This is a genomic window from Burkholderia sp. MSMB617WGS, from assembly GCF_001532025.2.
Lineage (GTDB): Bacteria > Pseudomonadota > Gammaproteobacteria > Burkholderiales > Burkholderiaceae > Burkholderia > Burkholderia savannae.
The window spans coordinates 2047031-2073321 of the sequence record NZ_CP013457.1 but is presented as its reverse complement, the minus strand read 5'-3'; the positions used below and the strand labels follow the sequence as shown (position 1 = coordinate 2073321).

At 69.2% G+C, this 26291-nt stretch carries 30 protein-coding genes; 11 read left to right on the top strand and 19 right to left on the bottom strand.

Annotated features, from left to right (window positions below; genetic code table 11):
- Window positions 1-8: 8 nt before the first annotated feature.
- Window positions 9-185: a hypothetical protein gene (locus WT60_RS34405; protein WP_156432406.1), complete on the bottom strand. Its 177-nt coding sequence runs from the start codon at window positions 183-185 to the stop codon at window positions 9-11.
- Window positions 186-268: 83 nt separating this feature from the next.
- On the opposite strand from WT60_RS34405, the gene WT60_RS34400 reads away from it, so the two are divergent.
- Together WT60_RS34400 and WT60_RS10315 are read left to right on the top strand one after the other, a co-directional pair.
- Window positions 269-547 (top strand): hypothetical protein, encoded by a 279-nt coding sequence (locus tag WT60_RS34400; RefSeq protein ID WP_060355607.1) that lies wholly within the window; start codon window positions 269-271, stop codon window positions 545-547.
- A gap of 210 nt (window positions 548-757) precedes the next feature.
- Window positions 758-988, top strand: a complete 231-nt coding sequence (locus WT60_RS10315; protein ID WP_060355608.1) for a hypothetical protein — start codon at window positions 758-760, stop codon at window positions 986-988.
- 642 nt (window positions 989-1630) lie between these two features.
- Here the strand turns inward: WT60_RS10315 and WT60_RS10310 are convergent.
- On the bottom strand, window positions 1631-2071 hold the full coding sequence (locus WT60_RS10310) for a hypothetical protein (RefSeq protein WP_038742906.1): 441 nt from the start codon (window positions 2069-2071) through the stop codon (window positions 1631-1633).
- Between the two features lie 494 nt (window positions 2072-2565).
- Between WT60_RS10310 and WT60_RS10300 the strand changes: the two genes are divergently transcribed.
- Entirely contained in the window at window positions 2566-2856 is a 291-nt protein-coding gene (locus WT60_RS10300) for a YciI-like protein (protein WP_038742904.1), read from the top strand.
- A 10-nt stretch (window positions 2857-2866) separates the two neighbouring features.
- Here WT60_RS10300 and corA read toward each other — a convergent pair whose 3' ends face one another.
- Entirely contained in the window at window positions 2867-3844 is a 978-nt protein-coding gene (gene corA / locus WT60_RS10295; RefSeq protein ID WP_038742902.1) for a magnesium/cobalt transporter CorA, read from the bottom strand.
- A gap of 202 nt (window positions 3845-4046) precedes the next feature.
- On the opposite strand from corA, the gene cydX reads away from it, so the two are divergent.
- Both cydX and WT60_RS10285 read left to right on the top strand, forming a co-directional pair.
- Window positions 4047-4205, top strand: a complete 159-nt coding sequence (gene cydX / locus WT60_RS10290; protein ID WP_038743296.1) for a cytochrome bd-I oxidase subunit CydX — start codon at window positions 4047-4049, stop codon at window positions 4203-4205.
- A complete protein-coding gene (locus tag WT60_RS10285; protein ID WP_038742900.1) occupies window positions 4202-4822 on the top strand; it encodes an ATP-binding protein in 621 nt (206 codons plus the stop codon). The genes cydX and WT60_RS10285 overlap by 4 nt, the downstream gene beginning before the upstream one ends.
- Before the next feature lie 254 nt (window positions 4823-5076).
- On the opposite strand, the gene WT60_RS10280 is transcribed toward WT60_RS10285, so the two are convergent.
- Entirely contained in the window at window positions 5077-6177 is a 1101-nt protein-coding gene (locus WT60_RS10280; RefSeq protein WP_038742899.1) for a saccharopine dehydrogenase C-terminal domain-containing protein, read from the bottom strand.
- A gap of 488 nt (window positions 6178-6665) precedes the next feature.
- Between WT60_RS10280 and WT60_RS10275 the strand changes: the two genes are divergently transcribed.
- A complete protein-coding gene (locus WT60_RS10275) occupies window positions 6666-6989 on the top strand; it encodes a hypothetical protein (RefSeq protein ID WP_059577475.1) in 324 nt (107 codons plus the stop codon).
- Between the two features lie 82 nt (window positions 6990-7071).
- On the opposite strand, the gene WT60_RS10270 is transcribed toward WT60_RS10275, so the two are convergent.
- The 3 genes from WT60_RS10270 to WT60_RS35115 form a co-directional block, all read right to left on the bottom strand.
- Entirely contained in the window at window positions 7072-8151 is a 1080-nt protein-coding gene (locus WT60_RS10270; protein WP_038742895.1) for a zinc ribbon domain-containing protein, read from the bottom strand.
- A 68-nt stretch (window positions 8152-8219) separates the two neighbouring features.
- On the bottom strand, window positions 8220-8624 hold the full coding sequence (locus WT60_RS10265; RefSeq protein ID WP_236860879.1) for an Lrp/AsnC family transcriptional regulator: 405 nt from the start codon (window positions 8622-8624) through the stop codon (window positions 8220-8222).
- Window positions 8519-8965 carry a PT domain-containing protein gene (locus WT60_RS35115; RefSeq protein WP_236860810.1) on the bottom strand — a complete coding sequence of 149 codons (447 nt, stop codon included), beginning with the start codon at window positions 8963-8965 and terminating at the stop codon, window positions 8519-8521. Before WT60_RS35115 ends, WT60_RS10265 begins: the two co-directional genes overlap by 106 nt.
- Before the next feature lie 381 nt (window positions 8966-9346).
- Here WT60_RS35115 and WT60_RS10255 point away from each other — a divergent pair, with 381 nt between their 5' ends.
- Window positions 9347-9862, top strand: a complete 516-nt coding sequence (locus WT60_RS10255; protein WP_038742893.1) for a Spy/CpxP family protein refolding chaperone — start codon at window positions 9347-9349, stop codon at window positions 9860-9862.
- A 266-nt stretch (window positions 9863-10128) separates the two neighbouring features.
- Here the strand turns inward: WT60_RS10255 and WT60_RS10250 are convergent, their stop codons facing one another.
- Complete coding sequence (locus tag WT60_RS10250) at window positions 10129-11154, bottom strand: PHB depolymerase family esterase (protein WP_059577468.1); 1026 nt, start codon at window positions 11152-11154, stop codon at window positions 10129-10131.
- A gap of 190 nt (window positions 11155-11344) precedes the next feature.
- Here WT60_RS10250 and WT60_RS10245 point away from each other — a divergent pair, with 190 nt between their 5' ends.
- Window positions 11345-11779, top strand: coding sequence for a PGDYG domain-containing protein (locus tag WT60_RS10245; protein WP_060355609.1), 435 nt, complete (start codon window positions 11345-11347; stop codon window positions 11777-11779).
- A 198-nt stretch (window positions 11780-11977) separates the two neighbouring features.
- Here the strand turns inward: WT60_RS10245 and WT60_RS10240 are convergent, their stop codons facing one another.
- From WT60_RS10240 to WT60_RS10195, 9 genes are all read right to left on the bottom strand, one after another.
- Entirely contained in the window at window positions 11978-12997 is a 1020-nt protein-coding gene (locus tag WT60_RS10240; protein ID WP_059577465.1) for a PHB depolymerase family esterase, read from the bottom strand.
- A gap of 154 nt (window positions 12998-13151) precedes the next feature.
- A complete protein-coding gene (locus WT60_RS10235) occupies window positions 13152-13616 on the bottom strand; it encodes a hypothetical protein (RefSeq protein WP_145986765.1) in 465 nt (154 codons plus the stop codon).
- Between the two features lie 26 nt (window positions 13617-13642).
- Window positions 13643-14005, bottom strand: coding sequence for a DUF3022 domain-containing protein (locus WT60_RS10230; protein WP_059577551.1), 363 nt, complete (start codon window positions 14003-14005; stop codon window positions 13643-13645).
- Window positions 14006-14019: 14 nt separating this feature from the next.
- Window positions 14020-14808: a YhfC family intramembrane metalloprotease gene (locus tag WT60_RS10225; RefSeq protein ID WP_059577459.1), complete on the bottom strand. Its 789-nt coding sequence runs from the start codon at window positions 14806-14808 to the stop codon at window positions 14020-14022.
- A 57-nt stretch (window positions 14809-14865) separates the two neighbouring features.
- Window positions 14866-15909 (bottom strand): LacI family DNA-binding transcriptional regulator, encoded by a 1044-nt coding sequence (locus tag WT60_RS10220; protein ID WP_060355611.1) that lies wholly within the window; start codon window positions 15907-15909, stop codon window positions 14866-14868.
- Between the two features lie 603 nt (window positions 15910-16512).
- Window positions 16513-17490, bottom strand: a complete 978-nt coding sequence (locus WT60_RS10210) for a D-glycerate dehydrogenase (RefSeq protein ID WP_038742879.1) — start codon at window positions 17488-17490, stop codon at window positions 16513-16515.
- A gap of 4 nt (window positions 17491-17494) precedes the next feature.
- Window positions 17495-18772, bottom strand: a complete 1278-nt coding sequence (locus tag WT60_RS10205) for an MFS transporter (RefSeq protein WP_038742877.1) — start codon at window positions 18770-18772, stop codon at window positions 17495-17497.
- 85 nt (window positions 18773-18857) lie between these two features.
- Window positions 18858-19847, bottom strand: a complete 990-nt coding sequence (locus WT60_RS10200; protein ID WP_060355612.1) for a sugar kinase — start codon at window positions 19845-19847, stop codon at window positions 18858-18860.
- Between the two features lie 83 nt (window positions 19848-19930).
- On the bottom strand, window positions 19931-20695 hold the full coding sequence (locus tag WT60_RS10195) for a TIM barrel protein (RefSeq protein ID WP_060355613.1): 765 nt from the start codon (window positions 20693-20695) through the stop codon (window positions 19931-19933).
- A 309-nt stretch (window positions 20696-21004) separates the two neighbouring features.
- Between WT60_RS10195 and WT60_RS10190 the strand changes: the two genes are divergently transcribed.
- Complete coding sequence (locus WT60_RS10190) at window positions 21005-21358, top strand: SdpI family protein (RefSeq protein WP_060355614.1); 354 nt, start codon at window positions 21005-21007, stop codon at window positions 21356-21358.
- Between the two features lie 92 nt (window positions 21359-21450).
- On the opposite strand, the gene WT60_RS10185 is transcribed toward WT60_RS10190, so the two are convergent.
- Window positions 21451-22353 carry a LysR family transcriptional regulator gene (locus WT60_RS10185; protein ID WP_038742869.1) on the bottom strand — a complete coding sequence of 301 codons (903 nt, stop codon included), beginning with the start codon at window positions 22351-22353 and terminating at the stop codon, window positions 21451-21453.
- Window positions 22354-22467: 114 nt separating this feature from the next.
- Between WT60_RS10185 and WT60_RS10180 the strand changes: the two genes are divergently transcribed.
- Together WT60_RS10180 and WT60_RS10175 are read left to right on the top strand one after the other, a co-directional pair.
- Complete coding sequence (locus WT60_RS10180; protein WP_038742867.1) at window positions 22468-23538, top strand: YeiH family protein; 1071 nt, start codon at window positions 22468-22470, stop codon at window positions 23536-23538.
- A gap of 109 nt (window positions 23539-23647) precedes the next feature.
- The gene (locus WT60_RS10175) at window positions 23648-25387 is read left to right on the top strand and encodes a ClcB-like voltage-gated chloride channel protein (protein ID WP_060821804.1); all 1740 of its coding nucleotides are present in this window, start codon (window positions 23648-23650) and stop codon (window positions 25385-25387) included.
- Between the two features lie 257 nt (window positions 25388-25644).
- On the opposite strand, the gene WT60_RS10165 is transcribed toward WT60_RS10175, so the two are convergent.
- The gene (locus WT60_RS10165) at window positions 25645-26265 is read right to left on the bottom strand and encodes a TetR/AcrR family transcriptional regulator (RefSeq protein WP_038742865.1); all 621 of its coding nucleotides are present in this window, start codon (window positions 26263-26265) and stop codon (window positions 25645-25647) included.
- Window positions 26266-26291 lie beyond the last annotated feature (26 nt).

The following is a 26291-nucleotide window of genomic DNA, read 5'->3' as shown; positions in this document are numbered from 1 at the left end:
GCGTCGATTCACTTGCGGCGCGAGCCGATGCGAATGGGCGCGCGGCGGCGCACGGCATGCGCACCCCGGTCGCGATGAACGGCCTTCGGCGGCTGCACGAGCGTCGTGCCTTTCCCGAGCGGCGGTCCGCCGCCCGTGACGACACGCGGCGCCGCATCGCGCGGCGCGGCGGCCGTCATCGTCATATACCGTTGCAATCCTATACACGCGGCGGTCCGCCAACTCTCTATGATTCGGGTTACGAACCGACTTCATGGGGTTGAAAGTCATGAAAAAACTGATGCTTCTGCCGCTCCTCGCGAGCGCAATGCTCGCAGGCTGCGCTGTGTATCCGGCCGAACCCGCCGTCGGCGTGAACGTCGGCATCGGCTGGCACGGCGACCGTTATTGGGACGGCCAGCGCTACTGGGAACGCGCTGAATGGGAACGCTCGCATCCGCCGCAATACTATCGCCGTGACGACAACCGGCGCGACGATCGCGGCGGCTATCGCGACGGCGACCGCGGGCGCGACGACCGACGCGGCGACGACAATCGCCAGTACTGAGCCGACCGACGGCGGCGTAACAAGCCAATGCGCGGCGCCGGCCGTCCGCGTCGATGCGAGACGGGCCGCGCGCGTCGCCCCGTCCGTGCGACGCGCCGGCATCGAGCGCGTCGCGCGATTGTCAAAGATCATTCGGCGCAGGCAAACGAAAGGCACACGGCCCGCAGTCGCGCTATGCTCGTTCGCCTTATCCGACCGGAGCACATTCTCTTGAAGCTTTCGATTCTCATCGCGGCCGCCTGCGCCGCATTCGCGCTGACCGCGCTGACGCCGGTCGCCCACGCGCAGACCTATCACTTCGGCGAAGGTCAGACGGGCATGTCCGGCGGCGCGCAGGCCACGCCGGCACGGCACGCCGTGAAGACGACGCATCATCACAAGCAGCGCCGACACCACGTGCGGCGTGCCGTGCGCGCGCCGCGCACGTACGCGCATCACTGACGTCGCGTGACGCGCGGGCCGCGGGCCGCGCGCGGTAGGTTACGGCTCGCGGCGTTGGGCTGACCAGGCCATTGAAAAACTGGTTTGCGAGGTGCTCCTCGCACAAGGTTTTGGGGGAGCCTCCCTCATACCGAAGCCGAACGAGCGGTTTGTCGCGCATTCAGAGAGGTCGACGATTTTCTCCGACACCTTGCAGGAGAGAATTTCAACGGCCTCTGTTAGGGCTTAGGGCTTGCGCGAGCGCTTCTTCGCGGCCCGGTTCCCCGCCTTTCCCAACCTTCTCGCGCCACAATCTTTCCGTGCAGCGGCCAATCGCCGAATGCGATCGGGCGTCGCGCTCGCGCGCGAGTTCGCTGTCGCGGCGACCATTTACTGCCCAGCCCGCCTCCAATCGGCGCGACCGAGCACATGCCGCGCGCACCACGGCGCCCACCGCCGCGATCGGTCGTTGCAACGCGCGGGGGCCCCGCCCGAAGCCGGTCGCCGTGCGCTCACATCGGCTTCGAGCGATGAGCGACACGCCACGCGCCGCTTCGGCGGCGGCTCAATTGCATGAAGCCGATCGCCGCCGCATGAAACCGGTCGCCGCCGCACGCCGAAATACGCCGCACTCCCGCCGACCACCGGCCGCGAACGGCCGGCTCACTGCGGCTGCGACGCGCCGCTCGCCGCGATCGCACCGCTGATGCGGTCGATCAGCGACTTCGCCGCACCGGCGGCGAGCGCCGCATCGACGTGCGACGTCTGCCACGCGCCGTCGCTGCCCTCGGTGAACGTGAGCGTCGTGCGCAGCGACGCGTCGCCTTCGTCCGGCCGCCCGTCGTGCCAGGTGATCGCGACGTTGCACGAATACGTGCGCTCGGCCACCTTCGTGCAATCGCCGACGGGCTTCACCGACGCGACGTCGGCCGCCACCGGCAGCGGCTGGCCAAGCATCGAGTTGAGCGGCCCGCGATTCTCCGCGTCGAGCGCGCGGCGCACGGCCGCGTCGATGTCGCGCTCGCCGGGGCCCGCATGGAACCAGCCGCACGCGGCGAGCATGGCGGACGACATTCCCAGTAGCAACAGTGTTCGGAGCTTCATCGATTCGTGTGGTGTCGTGTGATTCGGTGCGGCGTCGCGATCGCGCCGCCTGCGTATCGCAAAGGCATGCCGCGCGACGGTCGTGAGCGCTCGCGTACGCTCGTGCGTCTGCCGTCGCGCGATGCGTCCGCAGCGTCCGCCCGATGGATGAACATGCGGACGAACGTGCGCATTGCGCGCCAGTCTGACGCGTGCGGGCGCCACGGTCCGTATCGATTTGTAACGGCGTGTTCGCCGCGACGCGCGGCAACCGCCGCGCCGCCGACGCGATTCGGCGCTCAAACCCGCCGGGCGCGCCGACGCGAACGTTCAGGGGCGGCGCGCGGTCGATGCGAGGTGTTCGCCCGCGACCGATTGTTACACGATGCGGCGCCCGCGAAGCCCAGCCTATACTGGCCGTTTACTGGCCGTTGCCCGTGGCCGTTGCCCGTATAACCGCCCGCCGCGGGTTCGCGCCGACGGGCCGGCATGCCCCATCCTGCGAGGAGCGCTCCATGTACTACCTGCTGACCTACGAACTCGTCGACGACTATCTCGAGCGGCGCGGCACGTACCGCGCCGAGCATCTCGAGCTCGCGAAGGCGGCCACCGCGCGCGGCGAGCTGCTGCTCGCGGGCGCGCTCGCCGATCCGGCCGACGAAGCGGTGCTCGTGTTCGACGCGCCGTCGCCTGCCGCCGCCGAGGCGTTCGCGCAAGCCGATCCTTACGTCGCGAACGGCCTCGTCAAGCGCTGGCGGGTGCGGCCGTGGAGCGTCGTCGTCGGCAAGCTCGCGACGCCCGCGTGAGCACGGCGGCTCACAGCCATCCGGCCTTCCTGAAGCGTTTCCACAGGAACAGGTCGGCGGCCGCCATCACGCCGAGGCACACGTAGAAGCCGTAGCGCCAATGCAACTCCGGCATGTTGTTGAAGTTCATCCCGTAGATCCCGGCGATCATCGTCGGGATCGCGAACAGCGCGGCGAACGAACCGAGCCGCTTCGTCACCTCGCTTTCCGCGAGCGAGATCATCCCGAGGTTCACCTGGAGCGCGGTCACGAGCATCTCGCGCCGCCCTTCGATCGTCCGCACGATCCGCAGCAGATGGTCGTAGACGTCGCGGAAATAGTGGTCCATGCCCGCGCAGACCTGCGGAATCCGCCCGCCGACGAGCTTCGCGAGCGGCTCGACGAGGGGCGCCGTGTGCTGGTGCAGCATCACGAGCCGGCGCTTGAGCGTGTACAGATCCTCGATCAGCGCGCGGGCGGCGGCCGTGCCCGTCTTCTCGAAGATCCGGTCCTCGAGCGCCTCCAGCTCCGCGCCGAGCGCCTCGAGGATCGGGAAATAGCGGTCGACGACCTGGTCCATCAACGCGTAGAACACGAACGCGGCGCCCTCCCTCAGCAGATGCGGCTCGCGCTCGCAGCGCGCGCGCACCGCGCGGAAGTCCTGCTCGGTGTGATTGCGGATCGACAGCACGTAGTTCGGGCCGACGAACACGTTCAGCTCGCCCAACCGAAGCTCGCCTTGCCCGTCGATCTCCAGCGTATGCAGCACCGCGAACAGCGAATCGCCGTATTCCTCGATCTTCGGGCGCTGATGGCCCTTGCGTGCGTCCTCGAGCGCGAGTTCGTGCAGATCGAACTCCTCGCCCATCCGTTCGATTTCTTCCGGCTCGGGGTCCTTCAGCGCGACCCAGACGAAGCACTCGGGCTTCGCGACGTAGTCGCTGATGTCGTCGATGTCGATGTCGGCCAGCTTGCGGCCATCCTGGTATGCGGCGCAATTGATCAGCATGCTGTTGCTAGGTTCGAAGCGATTCCGGCGCACAGTTTAGCCGCTCTCGCGCGAAGCGGCGGCGACGCGTCGCTTGCGCGGGCCGCCGATATTGGTCATGATCGGCGTCGTGCACGCGTCGCCGCCCGCCCTCGCGCGAAGCGGCGCTCCCTCGAATCGTCCGGCGGCCCATGCCGCCGTCCTGAGCGTCAAGGAGGCAGCGATGTGGTACTTCGCATGGATTCTCGGCATCGGCGTCGCGCTCGGCTTCGGCATCATCAACGCGATGTGGCTCGAAGCGAGCGGCAATTTCCCGACGGGCTCGCCCGACGACGCACACCGGGCGAGCGAGCCCGCCGCCCCGGAGGGCAGCCGTTCGTGACGTATCTGGTGTTTTTCTGCGGCCATGCCGGCACGGGCAAGACGACGCTCGCGAAGCGGCTGATCCGGCCGCTGATGAAGACGACGGGCGAAGCGTTTTGCCTGCTCGACAAGGACACGCTGTACGGCCGCTACAGCTCGGCCGCGATGGGCGCGCTGACGCACGACCCGAACGACCGCGACAGCCCGCTTTATCTTCAGCATCTGCGCGATCCCGAATATCAGGGGCTCCTCGACACCGCGCGCGAGAACCTCGAGCTCGGCATCAGCGTGATCGTCGTCGGCCCGATGTCGCGCGAAGTGCGCGACAGGCGCCTCCTGGACCGCGCGTGGCTCGGCATCGGGCCCGACGTCGAGCTGCGCATCGTCTGGGTCCACACGGCGGAGGAGACCGCGCACACGCGGATCGTCGCGCGCGGCAACCCGAATGACGCCTACAAGCTCGCGCACTGGGACGAATACCGGCAGCGCCGCTTCATCCCGACGGGCGAGCAGTGCGAAGGCCTCCTGATGTTCGACAACACCGCGCCGTCGGATGCCGACGTCGGCGCGCTCCTCGATCACATCGCACCGCCGCCCGCGCGCGGCGCGTCGACCGTGCCGCCGCTGCCCGCCTGACGCGGCGAATCGCGACGGCTGTCCCATTTCCGTTTCCGACACGGCTTGCAAAAAACGCCGGGCGGCCCTACGGCCGGCCCGGCGTCGTTTCGCGGGGTCTTTGCGGTCTTTGCGGTCTTTGCGGTCTTTGCGGTCTTTGCGGTCTTTGCATCGACGCGCCTCGATTCACGTTGACGCGCCGCGCTCCGGTCGGCACCGCTCGTCGCGACGGAGCCGCCCGCCGCGCGCAACACGCGTCGCGCGCGGCGCAGGCATTACGCGAGCGCGTGCATCCTCTCGAGCGTGCCGCCCTCGTACAGCTTGCCGAAGCGGTTCGCGAGGAACGCGTGCAGCGGCACCTGCTCCTGGCGCACGAAGCCGCTCTGCGGCAGCTTCTTTTCGCGGAACAGATCGAGCACCGCGCACATCGCGCCCGCCGTCGTGATCTGGATCGCGCTCATCGGCATTGCGCAAACTTCCTTCGCGAAGATCTTGCGCGTGAACACGTCCTGCACGAGCTGGCCGTGCTTCATGCCCGTCACCGTGACGAACACGAGCACGACGTCCTGCTTCGTCGACGGCACCGCGCGGCGCATGATCGCCTTCAGCGTGTCGCGATCGGTCGACAGGCGCAGATCCTCGAGCAGGAACTGGATCAGCTCGCGGTGGCCCGGATAGCGGACCGACTTGTAATCGAGCGTCTCGACCTTGCCTTCGAGCGTCTCGCACAGCGTGCCGAGGCCGCCCGACGTGTTGAACGCCTCGTATTCGATGCCGTCGAGCGAGAAATGCTCGAGCCCCTCGAGCGGCTGCACCCATTGGCGGCGGCCGTCGCGAACCGCTTCGCACGGCTGGCAGTATTCGTTGATGAGGCCGTCGACGCTCCACGTCAGGTTGTACTTCAGCGCGTTGGTCGGATACTCGGGCAACGCGCCGACGCGCATCTTCACGTCGCGCACCTCGGAGAAGCCGTTCACGAGCTCGTGCGCGGCGATGCCGATGAAGCCGGGCGCGAGGCCGCACTGCGGCATGAACGCGCGGTTCGCGCCTTCGGCGAGCTCGCGGATCGCGCCCGTCGCGCGCACGTCCTCGGTCAGATCGAAGTAATGGACGCCCGCAGCCTTCGCGGCGGCGGCGACGTTGACGGCCAGGTAGTACGGCAGCGCGTTGACGAGCGCGTCGAAGCCCTTCACCGCTTCGCGGATCGCGGTCGCATCGGCGGAATCGACACGCAGCGTCGCGATCCCTTCGTTCGCGAGCTTCGCGAGCGCGTCCGGATCGCGGTCGAACGCGACGACTTCGTAGTCGCCGGTTTCGCGCAACAGATGAGCGATGGTGTGACCGATGAGACCCGCGCCGACGATGGCGATTTTCATGTCGTTCTCTCCTGACAAGGTGATTGTTGTAAGTGGCGTGTTGCCCTGTCGGAAAGTGTAGGGATGTGCAAAAACACTTTGTAGACGAAAACTGATGCGGATCGACGCGAATTTTCGACGGATTGCCGATCGTTTTCGACGAATCGTCGAAAACGATCGGCGGGCGGCCGATTCGAGCGGACCGCCCGCCTGTGCTGCTCCGCGATATTGCCGCCGCGTGGCCACCATATCGCCACCATATCGCCGCAACGCGCCGCAAGGCATCGGCCGCCATTCGACGCGCGTTGCCCGCCCACCAGATTTCGCAGCTTGACGGCACGCTTTCGGCTTTCTTAGGCTCGATCGCGGGCATCGTCGCGCCGCATCGCGCCGTGACGCATCGATCCCGCCCGGCTCCGGCGCGCCGCCGGCCCATCGCCGCGCCCCTACGGGCGGCCGGCTCGTCCGAGGCCGGCCGGTCTCGGCCCCATTCGCTGGAAAGAAGAACAATGACAATCGTGACCCGGAACGCAGGCCGTCTGATCCGTCTTGCCGTCGTCGCAGGCTTCGCGTCGCTCGCCGCCGCGCCTGCCGCTCACGCGGCAAAAGTCAGCCAGGAGGGGCGTTGCTCGATCAAGGAAGGCGCGCCCGCCGACCCGTGCAAGGCCGACCGCGGGCGGTCGGCCACGGGCGTCGTCCCGGGCAACAGCCACGACGCGTGCACGGCAGCCAAGAAGCTCGCGCGGGAAAACCTGCAACGGCTCGTCTCGAACAAGACGTGCATGAGGTACACGGACTGCAACAAGCCCTGCAAAGTGATCGAATCACCGTAACCCGGCCGCGCGCGCAAACGGCCGCCCGCCACACACCCATGACGCACGCATGACGCGCCGGCCGCGCGTCATGCGTGATGCGTCACGCGTCGTCCGCGCGCCGCCGCTCGTCTTCCGCACGGCTCACCGACGCCCCGCAGCCGCTGCAAAACGGGAAAAACGCGAAGTTGCGCGTGCCGCACCCGCACGGCTCGAACAGCTTGAGCCCGCAGTGGATGCAGAACGTCGCGCCGTCGCCGCCCAGGTTCCATGGCTTGTCGCACGACGGGCACAGCTTCTTCTGATACGCGGCGATCGCCTTGTCGTAATCGATCGCCTGTGCGCGTTCGCGCTGGCTGCGCCGCATCTCCTCGCGCTTGCGCTCCACGTACCGCTGGAACGCGCGAAGCATGTAGACGCCCGCGAACACCGTCAGCACGATGCCGACGATGACGCGCACGTAGCCGCCGAAGCTCGGCAGATACGGCACGAGCTCGACGAAGAACGCCGTCAGCGCGAACATCCCGAAGCCATAGACGAACGGCCAGTAGCGCACTTTCCGGTAACGGACGAACAGCCAGACCGCGAGCACGAGGATCGGCAGCGTGAATGCGAGCCGCCACGCGAACACGACGAGCTCGTAGCGCCGGCTCGCCTGCTCGAAGCGCTGCTCGGCCTGCGTCCGCGATTGCGCGAGCTGCGCGCTCACGTCGTCCTGGCGCTTGCGCAGCGCGTCGAGCTGATCGGCGATCTGATCGTGCCGGCGCTGCCATCCGGCCACGGCTGCCTGCAGCTCGTCGAGCTGGCGCGTGCGCGCGAGCACCTCCGGGTTGCGGCTCGCGTCGCCCGTCGCGCTGCGCGTCGCGATCCAGTTGCGAAAGCTCTCCTTCGCCTGGTCGTAGTCCTGCTGCGCGCGATTGCGGGCGGTCGCGAACGCGTCGGCCTTATCCGTCAGCGCGCCCTGCTCGCGCTGCAGTTCCCGCTGCGACGCGCGCAGCGCGGCGTCCGCCTGCGTGTCGGCGTAGCGCGCGAGCGTCGGCGGCCCGCCGCGCGGCGCGAACGCCATGTCGCGGATCACGAGGCTGCCCAGCATGTTGAGGAACAGCGCGAACGCCACGGCGATGCCCCACGACGCGATCTGCAGCAGCCGCTCGGGGCGCGAATAGGTTTGGCTCGTCGTCATGATCCCGGCCTCTCGTCAAGGTTGTCTCATTCGTCCTCGCCCGTCGCGCGCTCGGGCGACGCGGCGCGTCAGCCGATCGTCCCGCGGTCGATCTTGCGCGCGAGGATGATCGACGTCGTCGTCCGCTCGACGCCTTCGAGCGCGCCGATCTGATCGAGCAGATCGTTCAGGCGCTCGGGCGAATCGGCGCGCAGCCACGCGACGTAGTCGTACTCGCCGCTCACCGCGCACAGCAGTTGCACCTCCGGCATGCGATCGAGGCGCTTGAGCACGTCCTTGCCGTACTTCGGCGCGAGGATGATGCCGACGTACGCGTAGATGCTCGCGTCGAGCACGTCCTGCCCGAGCCGCACGCTGTAGCCCGCGATCACCTGCGTGCGCTCGAGCCGCGCGATCCGCGCGAGCACGGTCGTGCGCGCGACGTCCAGTTGCCGCGCGAGATCCGCGACGCTCGCGCGGGCGTTCGCCTGCAATAGCGCGACGAGGTTGCGGTCGAGTTCGTCGAGTTGATCGAGTCGGGGTGGACGCATGGCGAATCGGCAAATGGAAGTGCCGCGATGATAGCGCCGAACGGCCGCGCGCCCAACCTCGCGTTCGATCGACAGACCGATCGGCTTTTCGACCGAATCCGCCGTACCGAGCTGTCGTGCGAGCGACGGGGACGCTGCGCGCGGGCGCGAGAGCAAGATGGACGCCGCGCTGGTGCGCCGGTGTCGGTCGATGTCGGTCCGGCTTGGTCACTTGGTCGGTTGGTCGGTTGGTCGGTTGGTCGGTTGGTCGGTTGGTCGGTTGGTCGGTTGGTCGGTTGAGACATCCATTCATCGAAGCGCGTTGCGCACATCCTTCGCCGCCGTCCGGATTCCAGACATCGGCGCCGCGCTTTCGCAGCTTGCCGACACACACCGCAAGCGATCCGATTCGCGCCACGGCGCGCCGACTCGACGAAGGCGTCGCCGATCGCGGCCCCGCCACCGCGCGCACGCCCTGATCCACCCGCCGCACGCCGACGCGCACGCCGGCCGAAACCTCCCCCGCACAGGCGTGATTTCGATTCGTTTCGGTTGTAAGCAGATGTCGCATCGTCGCCCAACGGCCCGATACCGTGCTACTAATAGCGCGGGACGCGCGCCGCGCAGGCGGTCGAACGCGCCGCGCCGCATCCGAATTCCCGTCCGACGACCACACAGGAGCTCCAATGAAAAAGATCTCGCTGACTTTTGCTGCCGCGCTCGCGCTGGCGGCCACGCTCGCGCACGCGCAGACGAGCGCGTCGGCGCCGGCCGCGCCGGCCTCCGCCCCTGCCGCCGCCGCGCGTCATGAAGCGCGCGTCGAGGAGCGCATCACGTACCTGCACAACCAGTTGAAGATCACGCCGGAGCAGGAAGCGCAATGGAAGACGTTCGCCGACACGATGCGCGACAACGGCGCGACGATGGCGCGGCTCTATCGCGAGCGGATGGAAAACAAGAACGCGTCCGCGCTCGACGACATGAAGCAATACGCCGAGCTGACGCAGGCGAACGCCGACGGCGCGAAGAAGCTCTCCGACGCCTTCGCGCCGCTGTACGCGAGCTTCCCGGCCGAGCAGAAGACGCTCGCCGATTCGACGTTCCGCAAGTGGCTGCACCCGGAGCCGGGCAAGGCGCGCGCGCGCAAGCATCCGGGCAAGGCGGACGGCCAGGCCGCCGCGAGCTCGGGCGCCGCGCAGTAACGGCATGAAAAGCGTGTCGCGCGGGCCCGCGCGACACGCTCCCGTCAGCTCACGCCCGCTTGCGGCGCGTTGGGCGAGCGCGCAACCTCGCGAACGCACCGCGAACCAATCTCCGACGCGTCGCCCCATAACCGTCCCCTACGGCACACGCTCGCTCGGTCATCACGCGTTCACCGGCCCGCCGCTAGCTCGCTAGCTCGCCGATTCGCTCGCCCCTCGCACGCGCGCCCGAGCCGCCCGAACCCCGCCTCTACGGCACACGCGCGTCACCGCGCGGACGTCACCCGATCGATCATCGCCCGCACCGCGCGCATCTGCGCGCCCGACTTCAGCGCATAGTTCTGCCCGGTATACGCGAACCAATCCCAGCATCCCTGCGGATTGCCCGGCGTGCCGGCCTTCGCGACCTGCGGATACAGCACCACGATATTGTTCGCATCCGCCCAGTCCCGGTAGGTCGTCATGTCGCGCACGACGTCCGCCGACTGCAGGCAGCCATGGAACACGACGTGGACCTTGCAGCCGGCGCTCGCGCCGCATGCGCTCGGCACGTACGCGTAGCCGTCCGCCGCGAGCCCGCTCGACGCCGGCGCGAACTCGCGCTGGTCGAACGTGATCGCGCGCCCCGTCGGCTGCGCGACGGGCGGCGCAAGCGGCCCGTAGATCGTCTCGAGCAGCGCGCCCGCCTGGTCGTAGCCCGACTGACCGACCCTGCAATGGCTGATGTACGGCGCGGCGTTCGCATCGCACGCGTTGCCTGCCGACGGCGTGATGAATGCGTGCCCGGCCGGAATGTCGGCGACGTAGACGATGTTCGTCACGGGCACGCCGGCCAGCCAGAAAAACGACCACGTCGCATCGACGGCGGGCTCGCGGACGATCGTGTCCTTCGTGCCGCTGAACAGATAGATCTTCGCGCGCTGCAGGTTCGCGAGCGGATCGATCTGACCGCTCGCCGCGAAGCCCAGCGCGGCGGTCAGCAGCAGCCCGGAATCGGGCACCGTGTTCGGCAAGAGTCCCATGCAGATGCCCGTGTTCGTGAGGCTGCCCGCCGCGCAGTAGTACGGGCCGCCCGCGATCACGCCCGCGCCGATCACCGACGCCGAATACGCGACCTGATACTGCACCGCCATGTACGCGCCCGACGACAGCCCGGACACCGACACCTGGTTCGGGTCCGCGCGCAGCGCGGGCAGCGGCGGCGAAGCTTGCGCGCTCGCGGACACGGCGGCGAGCGCGATGGTCAACGCGGCGGCGAGGATCGCGCGCGCGGCGGCGTGGCGCATCTGCATGGATTTCCCCTTGATCCCGCCGGGCGACGGCAACGACGGCCGGCGTCGCCCGGACAGGTCGACACAGTCGGACGGCAAAATCGAGACGCGATCACTTCATATTCGTCGCTGCCTCCGTTGCCCGCAAGGTCGGCGTTCACGCGCGCCTGGATTCGCGCTAAAGTGATGCGCTTTTATTGACAAAATCAACATGATCGAATTGAAAAACGTCGACCTCCGCAATGATCCGGACGCCTTGCGCGTCGTCAAGAACGAGACGGTCGAGGTCGAATTCGCCGCGCAGGCAGGCGAGCTGATGAGCCTCGAAGGGCCGAACCGCTATGCGGCGGGCGACGCGCTCGTCACCGGTTCGACGGGCGACCGCTGGGTGGTGTCGCGCGAGCGCTTCGACGCGAAGTACCTGCCCGCCGCCGGCAGCGTCGTGCACGGCGCGCCGGGCGCGTACCGCAACCGTCCCGCCGTCGTGCTCGCGAAGCGGATGGACGCGCCGTTCTCGATCGCGCGCTCGGCGGGCGGCGACACACTGCATGGCGACGCGGGCGACTGGGTGATGCAATACGCGCCGGGCGACTACGGCGTCGTGCAGGCGCAGCGCTTCGCGCAGGTGTACCGCGAGGCGGACTGACGCCGGCGGTACGACGCCGCCCGCGCCGGCCGTGAACACTCCGCGTGCGCGCCGCGCGCACCTCCGCCGCTCTCCCCATGCGGCGGGCGGCGGCGAAGCGTCATGCACGCCACGCCGCATGCGCGCCGCCGCCTTCCTGCTCCCTCCCGCGCCGCGTCGCCGCGGCTTCACGCGCGAGCGCGTCTGCGCGTCTGCGCGTCAATGCGACGACGTCACCCGTTCGATCATCTTGCGCACCGCGCGCATCTGCGCCCCCGACTTCAACGCATACTCCTGCCCCGTATAAGCGAACCAGTCCCAGCATCCCTGCGGATTGACGGGCAAATCCGCCGCCACCTGCGGATACAGCACGACGATATCGTTCGCATCCGCCCAGTTCCGGTAGGTCGTCATGTCGCGCACGACGTCCGCCGATTGCAGGCAACCGTGGAACACCACGTGCACCTTGCAGCCGGCGTTCGCGTCGCACGCGCGCGGCACGTATGCGTAGCCGTCTTTCGCAAGCCCGCTCGCCACGGGCGCGAACTCACGCTGATTGAACGTGATCGCGCGCCCCGCCGGTTGCGCGACGGGCGGCGACAGCGGCCCGTAGATCGCCTGAAGGAGCGCTCCCGCCTGGTCGTAGCCCGCTTGCGAGACGGTGCAATGATTGATGAAGGGCGTCGCGTTCGCGCTGCACACGCCGCCAGCGGCAGGCGTGACGAACGCGTGTCCGGCCGGCACGTCGACGACGTACGCGAGATTTGCCGCAGGCACGCCCGCCAGCCAGAAAAACGACCACGTCGCGTCGACGACAGGCTGACTCACGACCGCGTCCTTCGTGCCGCTGAAGAGATAGACCTTCGCATGCTTCAGGTTCGCGAGCGGATCGATCTGGCCGCTCGCCTCGAAGTCGCGCGCCCTGGTCATCAGTTGCTCGGTATCCGGCATGCCTTGCATGCAGTTCTTCGTGTTCGCGAGCTTGCCCTTCGCGCAGTAATACGGGCCGCCCGCGACCACGCCCGCGCCGATCACCGACGCCGAATACGCGACCTGGTACTGCACCGCCATGAACGCGCCCGACGACAGCCCGGACACCGACACCTGACGGGCGTCGGCCCGTAGCGCGGGCAACGACGCGGAAGCTCGCGCGTTCGACGACGCAGCGGCCGCGAGCGCGAGCGTGAGCGTGAGCGCGGCGGCCGACATCGCACGCGATGCAACGTGACGTATCTGCATGGATTTCCCCTTTTCGTCATGCCGATCGACCGTCGGATGCGATCGGAGTCGATCGGCCGGTTGGCACAACCGGTCGGCCCCTCGGGCCGCGATGCGGGCATCTTGAGCGCATCGCGGCAAGCTCGGCAAGCGCGATGCCCGTGCGGGTCCGGTTTCAAGCCGGCGCGACGCGTCTTTTTCCGCGCGCCCCGATGCGATCGGGCCGAAAGATGCCGGCCTTCGCAACGATCCCGATGCCTGACGCCGCGTCGAGCGCATCGCTGCCTGCATGAAACGTCGCGCGCGAATGCGCCGCGAGGTGAAGCGAGACGAAATGAGATGAGGCGAAACGAAATGCATCGCGGCTCGCGATCGCGCGCGCATGTCGCGAAAAAGACGAATGGAAGGAAAGCCCGCCGAGTCGAGAAACGGCCGGCCGTCGAACCGATCGAAGCCGGACGTCGATTCGGCCCGTGAGAAGACCGACGTCGCGAAGCAAGGCAAGCGGTTCGAGCGGGACGTTACGCCGGGATGTCAGGCAGGCAGGATCGGAACGGCGCCCCGGGCGATGCGTCGCGGCGTTCGCCGATCGCCCGTTTGCGCGCGCGCCGCCGCCATCGTGCGCGCGGCGATCACGCACGCCGCACGCCCGTTACGCAACCCCCGTCACGCGAACTCGTCGCCGAGCTCGAGCGTCGTCTCGCGCGGCACCGCCTCGCCCGCCGCATGCCGTTCCTCGAGCGAGCCGAGCGTCGCCTCGACGTACGCGCGCAGCACCGCGTGGCTGCGCGCGCGCTGCATCGGCCTGAGCGCGAGATAGCGCCGCAGCGCGGCGCCCGCGAAGCGCACGTCGAGCGTCGTCTTGCGCGGCGTCGCGCCGAAGCGCATCGCGAGCCAGTGCACGGATAGAAAGCGCCCCGCTTCGTCGGCGCGTTCGGCAAAGCGCGTCTGCTCGGGAAAGAGATCGCAGATCACCCGCGCGAGCTCGTCGAATTCGGCGCTCGCGCAGTCGTATTGATAATCGTCCATCGTCGCGTTTCGGTTCAGCGTGCGGCGCGCGCGGGCCGGCACAGTTTCATCAGCGCGCCGGCGAAGCCCGCCGTCAGCAGCAGATACAGCGCGACCATCCATTCGAACGGCACGCCGCCGCCGTTATACAGGATCGACGGCAGATCAATGACGGGATGCAGCACGATCATCGCGGGCAGAATCCAGCGCTTGTTCGCGCGCATGCCGCGCCACATCAGCACGGACAGCGCGAGCTGCACGACGAACGCCGCGACGCGCTCGAGCGCCGACACCGCGACCGACACGGGCGACATCGTCGCGAGCATCACCTGGATGCGCAGCGCCAGGTCGGCGGGCATCGTCGACAACTGCGCGTTCAGCTCGCCGCGGTTCGCGAGCCACGCGAGATAAACCCATTGCGCGAGCACGACGACGCCGACGAACCACGCCTGCGCGCCGCCGTGGCCGATGCCGTTCGACAAGCCGCGCGCGTCGCCGTCCGACGGGCCGTAGCGTTTCGCGAGAAAGCGCAGCCCGAGATAGCGGCCGATTTCCTCGAAGAGCGCGGCGACGACGGTGCCGAACACGGCGAACGTGACGGGCTTCGACAGCCACAGCACGGCCGACGGCTGGCTCAGCAGAATCGCGTAGAGGCCGCGTTCGAGCAGCGTCGCGAACACCGTGTAGACGGCGACGCCGACGATCGCGTCGCGCCGGTCGAGCGCCAGCGGCTTGCGGAGGAATCGATGAAGGCCGATCGGCAGCAACGCCACGACGAGCGTGGCGATGACGAGCGCCGCCAGCGTGACGGGAGCAACGGTCATGACAATCCTTGTTCGGAACCCGCACCGGTGCGATGCGTGCCCCGAATGATACTCAACTCAGCTCGCCGTCGACGCGCGCACGCAAAGTTCGCCCGGCAGCAGCGCCTCGTGGAAGCCGCCCGTGCCGCCGTCGATCCGCTCGTGAACGAATTCGACCGCGCGATAGCCGATGTCGTAAGTCGGCTGGCGGATCGTCGTCACGCCGATGAGCTCCGCCCAATCGGGATCGTCGATCGCGATCAGCGCGGCGCGCTTTTGCCACGCGTCGCCGTACCGCGCGTGCAGATGCCGCGCGATCACGAGCGCGACGGGCGCGTTCGCCGCGAAGATCGCGGGCCGCACCGGCTCGCCCGCGGCCGCTTCGATGCGCGCGTCGAGCTCGGCGAGTGCGCGCTGCGTCGACTCCGGACCCTTCGGCTCGAGCACGATCGTCGGATGGACGGTGCGCCCCGATGCGCCAACCTGCGCGCGGAACGCGGCCTCGCGCAGCCGCCGCGAACTGACGTGCTCGAAAGGCTGCACGACGAAATGAATCGACCGGAAGCCCTGCGTGAACAGATGCTGCAAGCCCATCTCGATCGCGGCCTCGTTGTCGAGGCCGATCATGTCGGTCGCGAAGCCTTCGACGCTGCGATCGACGAGCACGGTCGGAATGCCGCCGCCGCGCAGCGATCTCAGCGCGTTCTCGTCGGCCCCGAGCGCGTTGACGATCATCCCTTCGACGCGGTAGGTGGTCAGCAACTGCAGATAGCGGCGCTCCATCTCGAGCTCGTTCGCCGCGTGGCAGATGAGCGGCATGTAGCCGAGCGCGTGGCACGCGGCCTCGACGCCGCGCAACACTTCGACCGTATAGGGATTCGTCAGGTCCGCGGCGAGCAGGCCGAGCAAGCGGTTGCGGCCGCGCTTCAGGCCGCGGGCCATCTGGTTCGGACGGTAGTTCAGGCGCGCGATCGCATCCTCGATGCGCTGGCGCAGGTCGGCGGACAGCACGTTCGTCTCGCCGTTCAGATAGCGCGAGACGCTGGTCTTGCCGGTGCCCGCTTCGCGGGCGACATCGCTGATCGTCGCGGGACGCGACGGTAGAGTTCGTGGATCGCTCACAGTGGCGCCTCGTAACGAGCGGCCCGCGCCGCCTCGCAAACGGGCGGGTCATTGTTGTTGGATGGAAAGGCCAACTGACGATGTCTCCTGTCGGCCGATTCCGGCCCGGCAAAGCTACGGACGGCGCACGAGCGCCCATCTTGCCGCGACGGCTGCGCGACAATTAGCGGGCGATCATAACGCAGGCGATCGGACCGTACCAAGACGGCCTCCTCTAGCGTGGAGGGACGCGCGGCGCCGGCGTCCGGGCGCGGCGCAAATCGAATGAACGGTCGCTGCGTTGCGCATCATCGCGTTCTCGGCATCGAATCCTGCGTACGCGGGCAAGCCCGCATGCTGTCGGACTGCTGACGATTCGGCAACCGAATCCCGGCGCCGTGCTCGGCATCGGCCTCGACGCGAAACGGGCCGCGCCCGACGCCGCGCACGCGGCTCGCCGCATCGGATACGATGCGGCGAGCCGATTCGGAACATTCCTAAAAGTCCGCCAAACGCGCCGCGGCGCGCATGACGAACCGCTCCCTTCTTCCGCCCTGCTTGCGTCCGTCGCCATCGCGAGCGGCGAACATGCCGCGCGCGATCCGCCGGACGTTCGCGCCACCTTTACGACACCGATTGCGCGCGCTGCAGCACATCGCGGTTGACGACGTTGCGCGCCAGCGTGCCGTCGAGCGCCGCGATCAGGTTCTCCGCCGCGCAGCGCGCCATCGCGTGGCGCGTCTCGCGCGTCGCCGAGCCGATGTGCGGCAGCGCGACGACGTTGCTCATCGACAGCAGCGGCGAATCCGCCGCGAGCGGCTCGTGCTCGAACACGTCGAGCCCCGCCGCCCGGATCGTGCCCGCGCGCAGCGCGTCGATCAGCGCGGCCTCGTCGACGACGGGCCCGCGCGACGCGTTCACGAGGATCGCGCTTCGCTTCATCTTCGCGAATTCGCGCGCGCCGATCAGATGCCGCGTCTGCGGCGTGAGCGGCACTTGCACGCACACGAAGTCGGCTGTCGCGAGCAATTCGTCGAGCGCGACGCGGCGCGCGCCGAACTGCGCCTCGGCCTGCGGATTCGCGCTGCGGTTCGTGTAGAGCACCGGCATCCGGAAGCCGAGCGCGGCGCGGCGCGCGAGCGCCGCGCCGATGCGCCCGAGCCCGATGATGCCGAGCGTCTTGCCGTTCACGTCGGTGCCGTAGAGCGGCTCGCCGATGCTCTGCCGCCACTGCCCCGCCTTCACGAATTCGGCGAGCTCGACGACGCGCCGCGCGCTCGCGAGGATCAGCGCGAACACGGTGTCGGCCGTCGATTCGGTCAGCACGTCTGGCGTGTGCGCGAGCACGATCCCGCGGCGCGTCAGGTCGGCGACGTCGAAATTGTCGAAGCCGACCGAGATCGTCGACCATGCGCGCAGCCGCGGCGCGCGATCGAGCAGCTCGGGCGTGATCTCGAGGCTCGCGCCGAGCGCGCCGTCGGCGGTGTCGAGCGCGCGCGCAAGCGCGTCGGCGCCGTCGACGATGGTTAGGTCGGCGCGCTCGCGCAGATACGCGAGCACGTCGTCGGGGAGCGGCTTGTAGACGACGATGCGATGCTTCATCGATTCACTTTCCTTGCAACGGATGGGCGAGCGGCGGCGTCGCGCCCGCCTGCCTCACCGACAGCGTGAGCACGACGGCCGCGACGAGCGCGGCGCTCATGAATGCGTAGGACGCGGCGGGCGAGCCCGTCGCGCCGTTCAGATAGCCGACCACGTACGAGCCGACGAACGAGCCGAGCGCGCCCATGCTGTTGATGAGCGCCATCGCGCCGCCCGCGACGTTCTTCGGCAGCAGTTCCGGCACGATCGCGAAAAACGGCCCGTACGGCGCGTACATCGCCGCGCCCGCGACGACGAGCAGCGCGTACGACAGCCAGAAGTGCGCCGAGCCGAGCGCGTACGACGCGGCGAACGCGGCCGCGCCGATCAGCAGGAACGGCCACACGAAGCCCTTGCGCGAGCCGAGCTTGTCGGACGCCCAGGACGCGGCGAGCATCGCGATCGTCGCCGCGAGATACGGCAGCGCGGACAGCCACCCCGTTGCGACCATGCCGAGCGCCGAGCCGTTCTTCACGATCGACGGCAGCCACAGCACGAAGCCGTATACGCCGATGCTCCAGCAGAAGTACTGTGCGCACAGCTTGACGACGGCGGGCGAGCGGAACGCCTCGCGATAGTTGCGCACCGGCTTGAGCGCCGCCTGCTCGGCGGCGAGCGCGGCGTCGAGATCGCGCTTTTCCTGGTCGGTGAGCCACTTCGCCTGCGCGGGCTTGTCCTGCACGAGGAACCACCAGCACACCGCCCACACGACGGCGGGCAGCCCTTCGGCGACGAACATGTGGCGCCAGCCGAACTCGTGGACGAGATAGCCCGATACGACCGACATCCACAGCACCGTCACCGGGTTGCCGAGGATCAGGAAGGTGTTCGCGCGCGAGCGCTCGCGCTTCGTGAACCAGTTGCTGATGAAGATCAGCATCGCGGGCATCACGGCCGCCTCGACGACGCCGAGCAGGAAACGGATCGCCATCAGCGACGGGATGTTGCTCACGATGCCCGTGAGCGCCGCGCAGCCGCCCCACAGCACGAGGCTCCAGAACACGAGCGTCTTCACGCTGCGGCGCTCCGCGTAGATCGCCCCCGGAATCTGGAAGAAGAAATAGCCGAGGAAGAACAGCGCGCCGATCAGCGACGACAGCCCCTTGCTGATGCCGAGATCCTGATTGATCCCGGCCGCGGCGGCGAAGCCGTAGTTCGCGCGGTCGAGATACGCGAGGCTGTACGTGACGAAGACGATCGGCATGATCGTCCACCAGCGGCGAAGCGCGAGCGTTGCGGGCATGATGTGAGTCTCCAGTGTCGTGCGGCGCCGTATGAAACGCGGGGATTCGCCGCGATTGTGCCCGTCCTGCGTCGGGACGGGCGGCTTATCGGACGAGCGGCGCCTCTAGCCGATCCGGCGCATTGCTCAGATTTTCGATCCGATCGAGCTGCGCGCGCGAAGGCAATCCTTCCGAGTCGCCGATTACCTGGATCGCGAGCGCGCCGATCCGGTTGCCGCGCGCCACCGCGTCGTCGATCGCGCGGCCTTCGAGCAACGCGCTCACCACGCCGACCGCGAAGCCGTCGCCCGCGCCGACCGTGTCGACGACGTGCTCGACGCGCTCGGCCGCGACCGTGCCTTCGCGGCCGTCGTCCGTGCGGAAGTACGCGCCCGCCGCGCCGAGCTTGACGACCACGCCGCGCGCGCCCCGCTCGATGTAGAAGCCCGCGATATCCGCGGGCGTGTCGAGGCCCGTCAGCTGACGCCCCTCGGCGAGGCCCGGCAGCACCCAGTCCGCCTGCTCGGCGAGCGCGTTCAGCGTGCGCGCCATCTCGTGCGCGGACGGCCACAGCGTCGGCCGCAGGTTCGGATCGAACGACACCGTCTTGCCCGCCGCGCGCATCGTGCGCGCGAGGTGGAACGCGAGCTCGCGCGACGAATCGGACAGCGCCGGCGCGACGCCCGTCAGGTGCAGGTGGCGCGCGCCGAGCGCGTAACCGGGCGCGTAGTCGTCGAGCGACAGGCGGCTCGCGGCCGAGCCCTTGCGGAAATATTCGACTGCCGGGTCCGCGCCGTCGGTCGCGCGCGACTTCAGCTGGAAGCCCGTCGGATAGCGCGCGTCGATCGTCACGCACGACGCGTCGACGCGCTCGCGCGCGAGCGTGTCGAGCACGTAGCGGCCGAACGAATCGGCACCGACGCGGCTGATCCAGCCGACCCGAAAGCCGAGGCGCGCAAGGCCGATCGCGACGTTCAGATCGGCGCCCGCGATGCGCTTCGTGAACTGCGTCGCGCTGTCGAGCGGGCCGGGCTCGGCGGCGACGAACATCGCCATCGCTTCGCCATAGGTGAGAACGTCGAGCGGGGCTTGCATGGTGTTGGCTTACTCCTTCGGTCAACGGCCTGGCGCCGGCGCAAGCGTCGAGCTTGGCCGACTCCGGCGCGAGTGGGTGGATCTCATGCGGCCGCGAGCCATGCGACGCGCGTCGACGCGTCGTCGGCCACGCGCGCCGCATCGAGCGGAAACTCGATCCCGCGCGGCGCCGTGCGCGGCAGCAGCGCGAGCACGTCGTCGCAGAAGCGCTCGCCCGGCCTCGGCGCGACCGCGAAGCGGCGCGCGCCCTCGCCGTCGACCGCCTTGCAATGGACGTATTCCACGTGCGCGGCGAGCGAGCGCGCGGCGGCGAGCGGCGCGTCGCCCGCCCACAGCCAGTTGCCGATGTCGAACGTCATGCCGATGAGCGTCGGGCATCGCTCGTCGCGCAGCGCGGCGAACAGCGACTCGAACTGCGCGAGCGCGCCGCCCTGCCGCAACTGGCCGTTCTCGACGAGCGCGCGGGCGCGCGCGCCGCGCGTCGCGGCGGCGATCTCGGCCGCGTGCGGACGCGCGGCGAAGCCGCCGAGCTGAAACTTGACGAAGCGCGCGCCGAGCGCGTCGGCCTCGGCGAGCGTCGCGGCGAGCGCGTCGCGGTTCAGATCGCCGCCGTCCGTGTAGAGCGTCGCGGGGGTCGAATACACCGACCACAGCCCGGCCGCGGCGATCGCGTCGCCGAGCCGCGCGAGCGCGGGGGCGGCCGCGTCGTCGTCCGACGCGAACAGCTCGCGCCGCACCTCGAACCCCGCGGCGCCCGCGTCGGCCGCCGCCGCGACGAATGCGCGATGGCCCGCGCGGCGCACCGCGTCCGCGCCGAACGCGCTCGCGACGATCACGATGTCGACCATGCTTGGCTCGCCTCCTTCTCGATCGGGATATTGTTGAAACTGCACGACTGGAACCGGTTCCATTCATCAACGGACGAATAGTGCGCCGAGCGTTCGAGGCGAACCATAGTGGAAATCCCTAGGCGCGGCGGACGGTGAACCCGCGGCGTTGACCGCGCGCAGGCGGCGCGCCGACGGTGCAGAATAAGCAGCGGCAAACCGCCCGGACGCCGCGGCAACGAGCCGATCGCGCCGCTTCGTTGTGCTTCGTTGTGCTTCGCTGTACTTCGTGGCGCTTCGTTCGCCTGTCCGCCCCCAGGAGCAAACGGCATGCTCGATTTTTCCGATGGCGCCCCGTACCTGCTCGTGAGCGCGCTCTTCTTCCTGCTCGCCATCCCGCTCGCGGCGAAGCGGGTCGGCCCCAATCGCTTCTACGGCGTCAGAACGCGCGCGACGCTGCGCGACCCGGCGCTCTGGTATCGCCGCAACGCGATCTTCGGCGTCGCGCTGATGGGCACGAGCGCGGTCTTCATCGCCGCCGTCGAATATTGCCGGCTGCGCGGCGTGCGCGTGCCGAACGCCGCCCTGCTGGCGGCGTTCGTCGTCGAAATCGCGGTGCCGGCCGCGCTCTGCTTCGCCGCGCCCGGCCCGCCGGGCGACCGTCCGGACGGCGGCCGCCGCTAACGCGTCAATCACTCGCCGGTCACTCGCCGGCCACTCGCCGATGAGCGGCCGATGAGCCGCCGACAGCGCGACTGCCGTCGCCGCGCCGCCCGTCAGGCCGGATCGGCCTGCGCGACGCACAGCGCGAGAAAACGCTTGGCGACGCGCGACGGCGTCGCGCCATGCGGCACGAGGATCGAGAAATGGCGCGTGAGCGGCTCGGGCGCGATCGACACCATCGCGAGCGCCGCATCGTCATGCCTGAGCGACATCGCGGACACGAAGCCGACGCCCATTCCGGCGCGCACCGCCTCCTTCACCGCCTCGACGCCCGCGATTTCGAACGCGACCGCAAGCGGCGCCGCCGCGCGCGCGAACGCGCGCTCGACGAGCTGCCGCACGCCCGAGCCCGCCTCGCGCAGCACGAGCGGATACGCGGCGAGCTCGTCGAGCGTCGCCCGCGCGCGGCCTTGCTCGCGGCGCGCGGCGAGCGGATGCGACGACGGCACGATCGCGACGATCTCGTCCTCGCGCCATTCGTGCACCGACGTGCCCGTCGGCAGCGCATCGCCGGGCGGGCCCTCGATCAGCGCGATGTCGAGCGACGCCAGCGCCGCGACGACGTCGGACGTGTTGCCGCTCATCGTCTGGATCGCGACGTCCGGCGCGAGCGGATGGAACGCGGCGAGCAGGTACGGCAGCAGGTAGCTCGCGGGCGTCGTGCTCGCGCCGATCCGCAGCGTCCCGCGCTCGAGCCCGCGCACCGCGTCGCGGTACGCGCGCGCCTGCGCGAACGTATCGCGCAGTTGCGTCGCGTGCCGCGCGAGCGCCTCGCCGACCGGCGTGAGACGCACGCCGCGCCCGTCGCGCTGGTACAGCGGCTCGCCGAACTCGTCCTGCAGCTGGCGCAACTGGCCGGACACCGCGGGCTGCGACAGATGCAGCGCGAGCGCCGCGCGGCTGATGTTCAGGTGCTCGGCGACCGCCGCGAACGTTATCAGTTGATCTGGGGTCATCGGTCTAAAATATCGGATTTTTGGATATTTTACGTTACAAATCACGATTTTTCATATCGATATAACCAATTTAGGATTAGGCCCATCGTCACAGAGAACGAAACGAACGAAGCCATGTCCACGCTCACCTCTCCCCAGCTCAGCGCCGCCGCGCCGTCACTGCGCGGGCGGCTCAACGGCATCCTGTTCGTCGGCCTGTTCGCGCTCGCCGTCACGAGCGTCGCGCAACTGCCCGCCGTCGCGCGCTTCGGCTTGAGCCCGCTCATCGTCGGGATCGTCGCGGGCGCGCTGTACGGCAATCTGCTGCGCGACGGCATGCCCGCGAGCTGGGCGGCCGGCATCGATTTCTCCGCGCGCAAGCTGCTGCGGATCGCGGTGGCGTTCTTCGGGCTGCGCGTGAGCCTGCAGGAAATCGCGCAGGTCGGCCTGCCGGGGCTCACCGTGTCGGCGCTCGTCGTCGCGAGCACGCTCGCCGTCGGCACCTGGGCCGGCATCAAGCTGATGAAGCTCGACCGCGACACCGCGCTCCTGACCGCCGCGGGCAGCGCGATCTGCGGCGCGGCCGCGGTGCTCGCGTTCGAATCGACGCTGCGCTCGAAGCCGCACCAGAGCGCGATGGCGGTCGGCAGCGTCGTGCTGTTCGGCACGCTGTCGATGTTCGCGTATCCGCTCGCATACCGCGCCGGCTGGCTGCATCTCGACGCCACGGGCCTCGGCCTCTTCTTCGGCGGCACGATCCACGAGGTCGCGCAGGTGGTCGGCGCGGCGAGCGACGCCGGCCCGGAGGTCACGCGCGTCGCGACGATCGTCAAGATGACCCGCGTGATGCTGCTCGTGCCCGTGCTGCTCGTGCTCGGCGCGTGGCTCGCCCGCTCGGCGCGCCGCTCGCCGGCAGCCGGCGACGGCGCGCCGCGCAAGCTCGCGGTGCCGTGGTTCGCACTCGGCTTCCTCGGCTTCGTCGTCGTGAATTCGCTGCAGATGCTGCCCGCCGCCGCGATCGGCACGCTCAACGCGCTCGACACGTTCGCGCTCACGATGGCGATGACGGCGCTCGGCATCGAGACGCGGATGTCGCAGATCCGCGCGGCCGGCCCCCGCGCGCTGATGACGGGCCTCATCCTCTACGCGTGGCTGATTTTCGGCGGCTATGCGATCGTCTGGGCGACGGAGCGCTGGCTTGGCTGACCGCCCGCCCTCCTCGCCGCGCCGCCGCGCCGCGTCCGCCGGGTTCGCCCCGCGCACGCGGCGCGGTGCTATTCTTCCGCTCGATTTCATCCGCCGGGCCACTGCCGCCGTGCTCTCGTTCCTGCTCAAGCTGCGCACCCGCGCGCAAACCCTGTTTCGGCTGTCCGACGCGCACACGATGCTCGTGTGGTCGGTGATCGTCGGCATCGGCGGCGCGCTCGCGACGGTTGCGTTCCGCGAAGGGATCGAGCTGATCCAGCGCGCGGTTTCCGGCACGAGCGGCAGCTTCACCGAGATGGCGAAGCGCCTGCCGTGGCAGATCCGCTTCTGGCTGCCGGCCGCGGGCGGCTTCCTCGCGGGCTGCGTGCTGCTCGTCGCGCAGCGCGACGCACGCAAGCAGAGCAAGACCGACTACATGGAAGCCGTCGCGCTCGGCGACGGCGTCGTGCCCGTGCGGCAGAGCTTATGGCGCAGCGCGTCGTCGCTCCTCACGATCGGCAGCGGCGGCTCGATCGGCCGCGAAGGCCCGATGGTGCAGCTGGCCGCGCTCGCCGCGTCGCTCGTCGGGCGCTTCGCGCACTTCGATCCGCCGCGGCTGCGCCTGCTCGTCGCGTGCGGCGCGGCGGCGGGGATCACGTCCGCGTACAACGCGCCGATCGCGGGCGCGTTCTTCGTCTGCGAGATCGTGCTCGGCTCGATCGCGATGGAAAGCTTCGGGCCCGTCGTCGTCGCGTCGGTCGTCGCGAACATCGTGATGCGCGAGTTCGCCGGCTACAAGCCGCCTTACGAGATGCCCGTGTTTCCCGCCGTGGCCGGCTGGGAGGTGCTGTTCTTCGTCGCGCTCGGCCTCCTGTGCGGCGCGGCCGCGCCGCAGTTCCTGCGCCTGCTCGAGCTGTCGAAGACGCAGTTCAGGCGCCTGCCCGCGCCGCTGCCGGTGCGGCTCGCGGCAGGCGGCCTCGTCGTCGGCGTGATCTCGGTGTGGGTGCCCGACGTCTGGGGCAACGGCTACAGCGTCGTCAACGCGATCCTGCATTCGCCGTGGACCTGGCAGGCGCTCGTCGCGGTGCTCGTCTTCAAGCTGATCGCGACCGCGGCGACGGCGGGCTCGGGCGCGGTCGGCGGCATTTTCACGCCGACGCTCTTCGTCGGCGCCGTGGCCGGCTCGCTGTTCGGCATCGCGCTGCACGCGCTTTTGCCCGAGCACGTGTCCGCGTGGTACGCGTACGCGATCGTCGGCATGGGCGCGTTCCTCGCGGGCGCGACGCAAGCGCCGCTGATGGCGATCCTGATGATCTTCGAGATGACGCTCAGCTATCAGGTCGTGCTGCCGCTGATGGTGTCGTGCGTCGTTGCGTATTTCGCGGCGCGCGCGCTCGGCAGGACGTCGATGTACGAGATCACGCTGCACCGGCACCGCGACGACGAGGAACGCACGCGGCTGCGCGCCGCGCAGATGCGCGACCTGATCCAGCCGGCCGCGACCGTCGTGCCGCTCACGGCGAGCGTCGCCGACATGACGCGCGTGTTCCTCGAATACCCGGTCAAGTACCTGTACGTGACGGACGACGCCGGGCGCTTTCGCGGCGCGGTCGCGCTGAAGGACATCACGTCCGATCTGCTCGAGAAGCGCGACACGACGCACAAGCGCGCGGCGAACTACTTGCACACGCCGTTTCCGCTGCTCACGCCCGACATGCCGATCGGCACGGCGCTCGAGCACTTCATGCGGTTCCAGGGCGAGCGGCTGCCCGTCGTCGAGCGCGAGGACGAGCCGACGCTCGCGGGCGTCGTCTACAAGACGTCGCTGCTCGACGCGTATCGTCGGATGAACACGGACCTGGAACGCTGATCAAAGGTTGGCGGTTGGCGGTTGGCGGTTGGCGGTTGGCGGTTGGCGGTTGGCGGTTGGCGGTTGGCGGTTGGCGGTTGGCGGTTGGCGCGATCGCTCATTCGCCCCACGCAGGCCCGCCGGCGCGCGATCGCCACGCGCGACGATCGCACGCGATTCGCGCGAAAAATCGCCTGAAAAAAGTCGAGGCGGGCGAAGTCAAACGCCCGTGCGAAACGCGGCGGCCGGACACGCGCGCGAATGCCGCGCCGCCATCGTCAGTCCGGCGCGCGCCCGAGCACGACGCGCGCGAAGAAGCCGGCAAGCACCTCCTGCGCGGTATCGCCCGTCACGTGCCGCGGGTCGGCCGCGTGATAGGACTGCACGCCGTCGCAAAGGCTCATCAGCCCGAGCGCCAGCACGTCGGCGGGCAGCAAGAGCGGCGTACCCACGCGCTCGGCGAACGTCAGGATGTAATGCGTGAAGCGGTCGCGCTTTTCCTTCACGAACTCGTTGAAGCGCGCGCGGAACTTCGCGTCGCGCGTCGCCTGCAGCTTCGCCTCGCCCCACAGCAGGAACGCCGGGCTGTTGCGGAAGAACTGGCTGTAGTACTCGAGCGCGTGCGCCTCCATCTGCTCGCGCGTGCCGCCGCTCTCGAAGATCTTCTGCATATCCGCTTCCGCCTCTTCGTGATCGCGCCTGAGCAGCTCGAGCAGCAGCTCGGCCTTGCTGCGGAAGTTCGAATAGAACGCGCCGCGCGTGTAGCCCGCCGCCGACGCGATGTCCTCGACGCTCGCGGCCACATACCCCTTCTTCGTGAAAGTGGCGTGGGCAGCGCTCAGCAGACGCTCGCGCGTCAAATCCTTGCTTTGTTCTCGAGTCAGGCGGGTCGGCTTCATGGCCGGGAAGTCTAGCATCTTCTCGC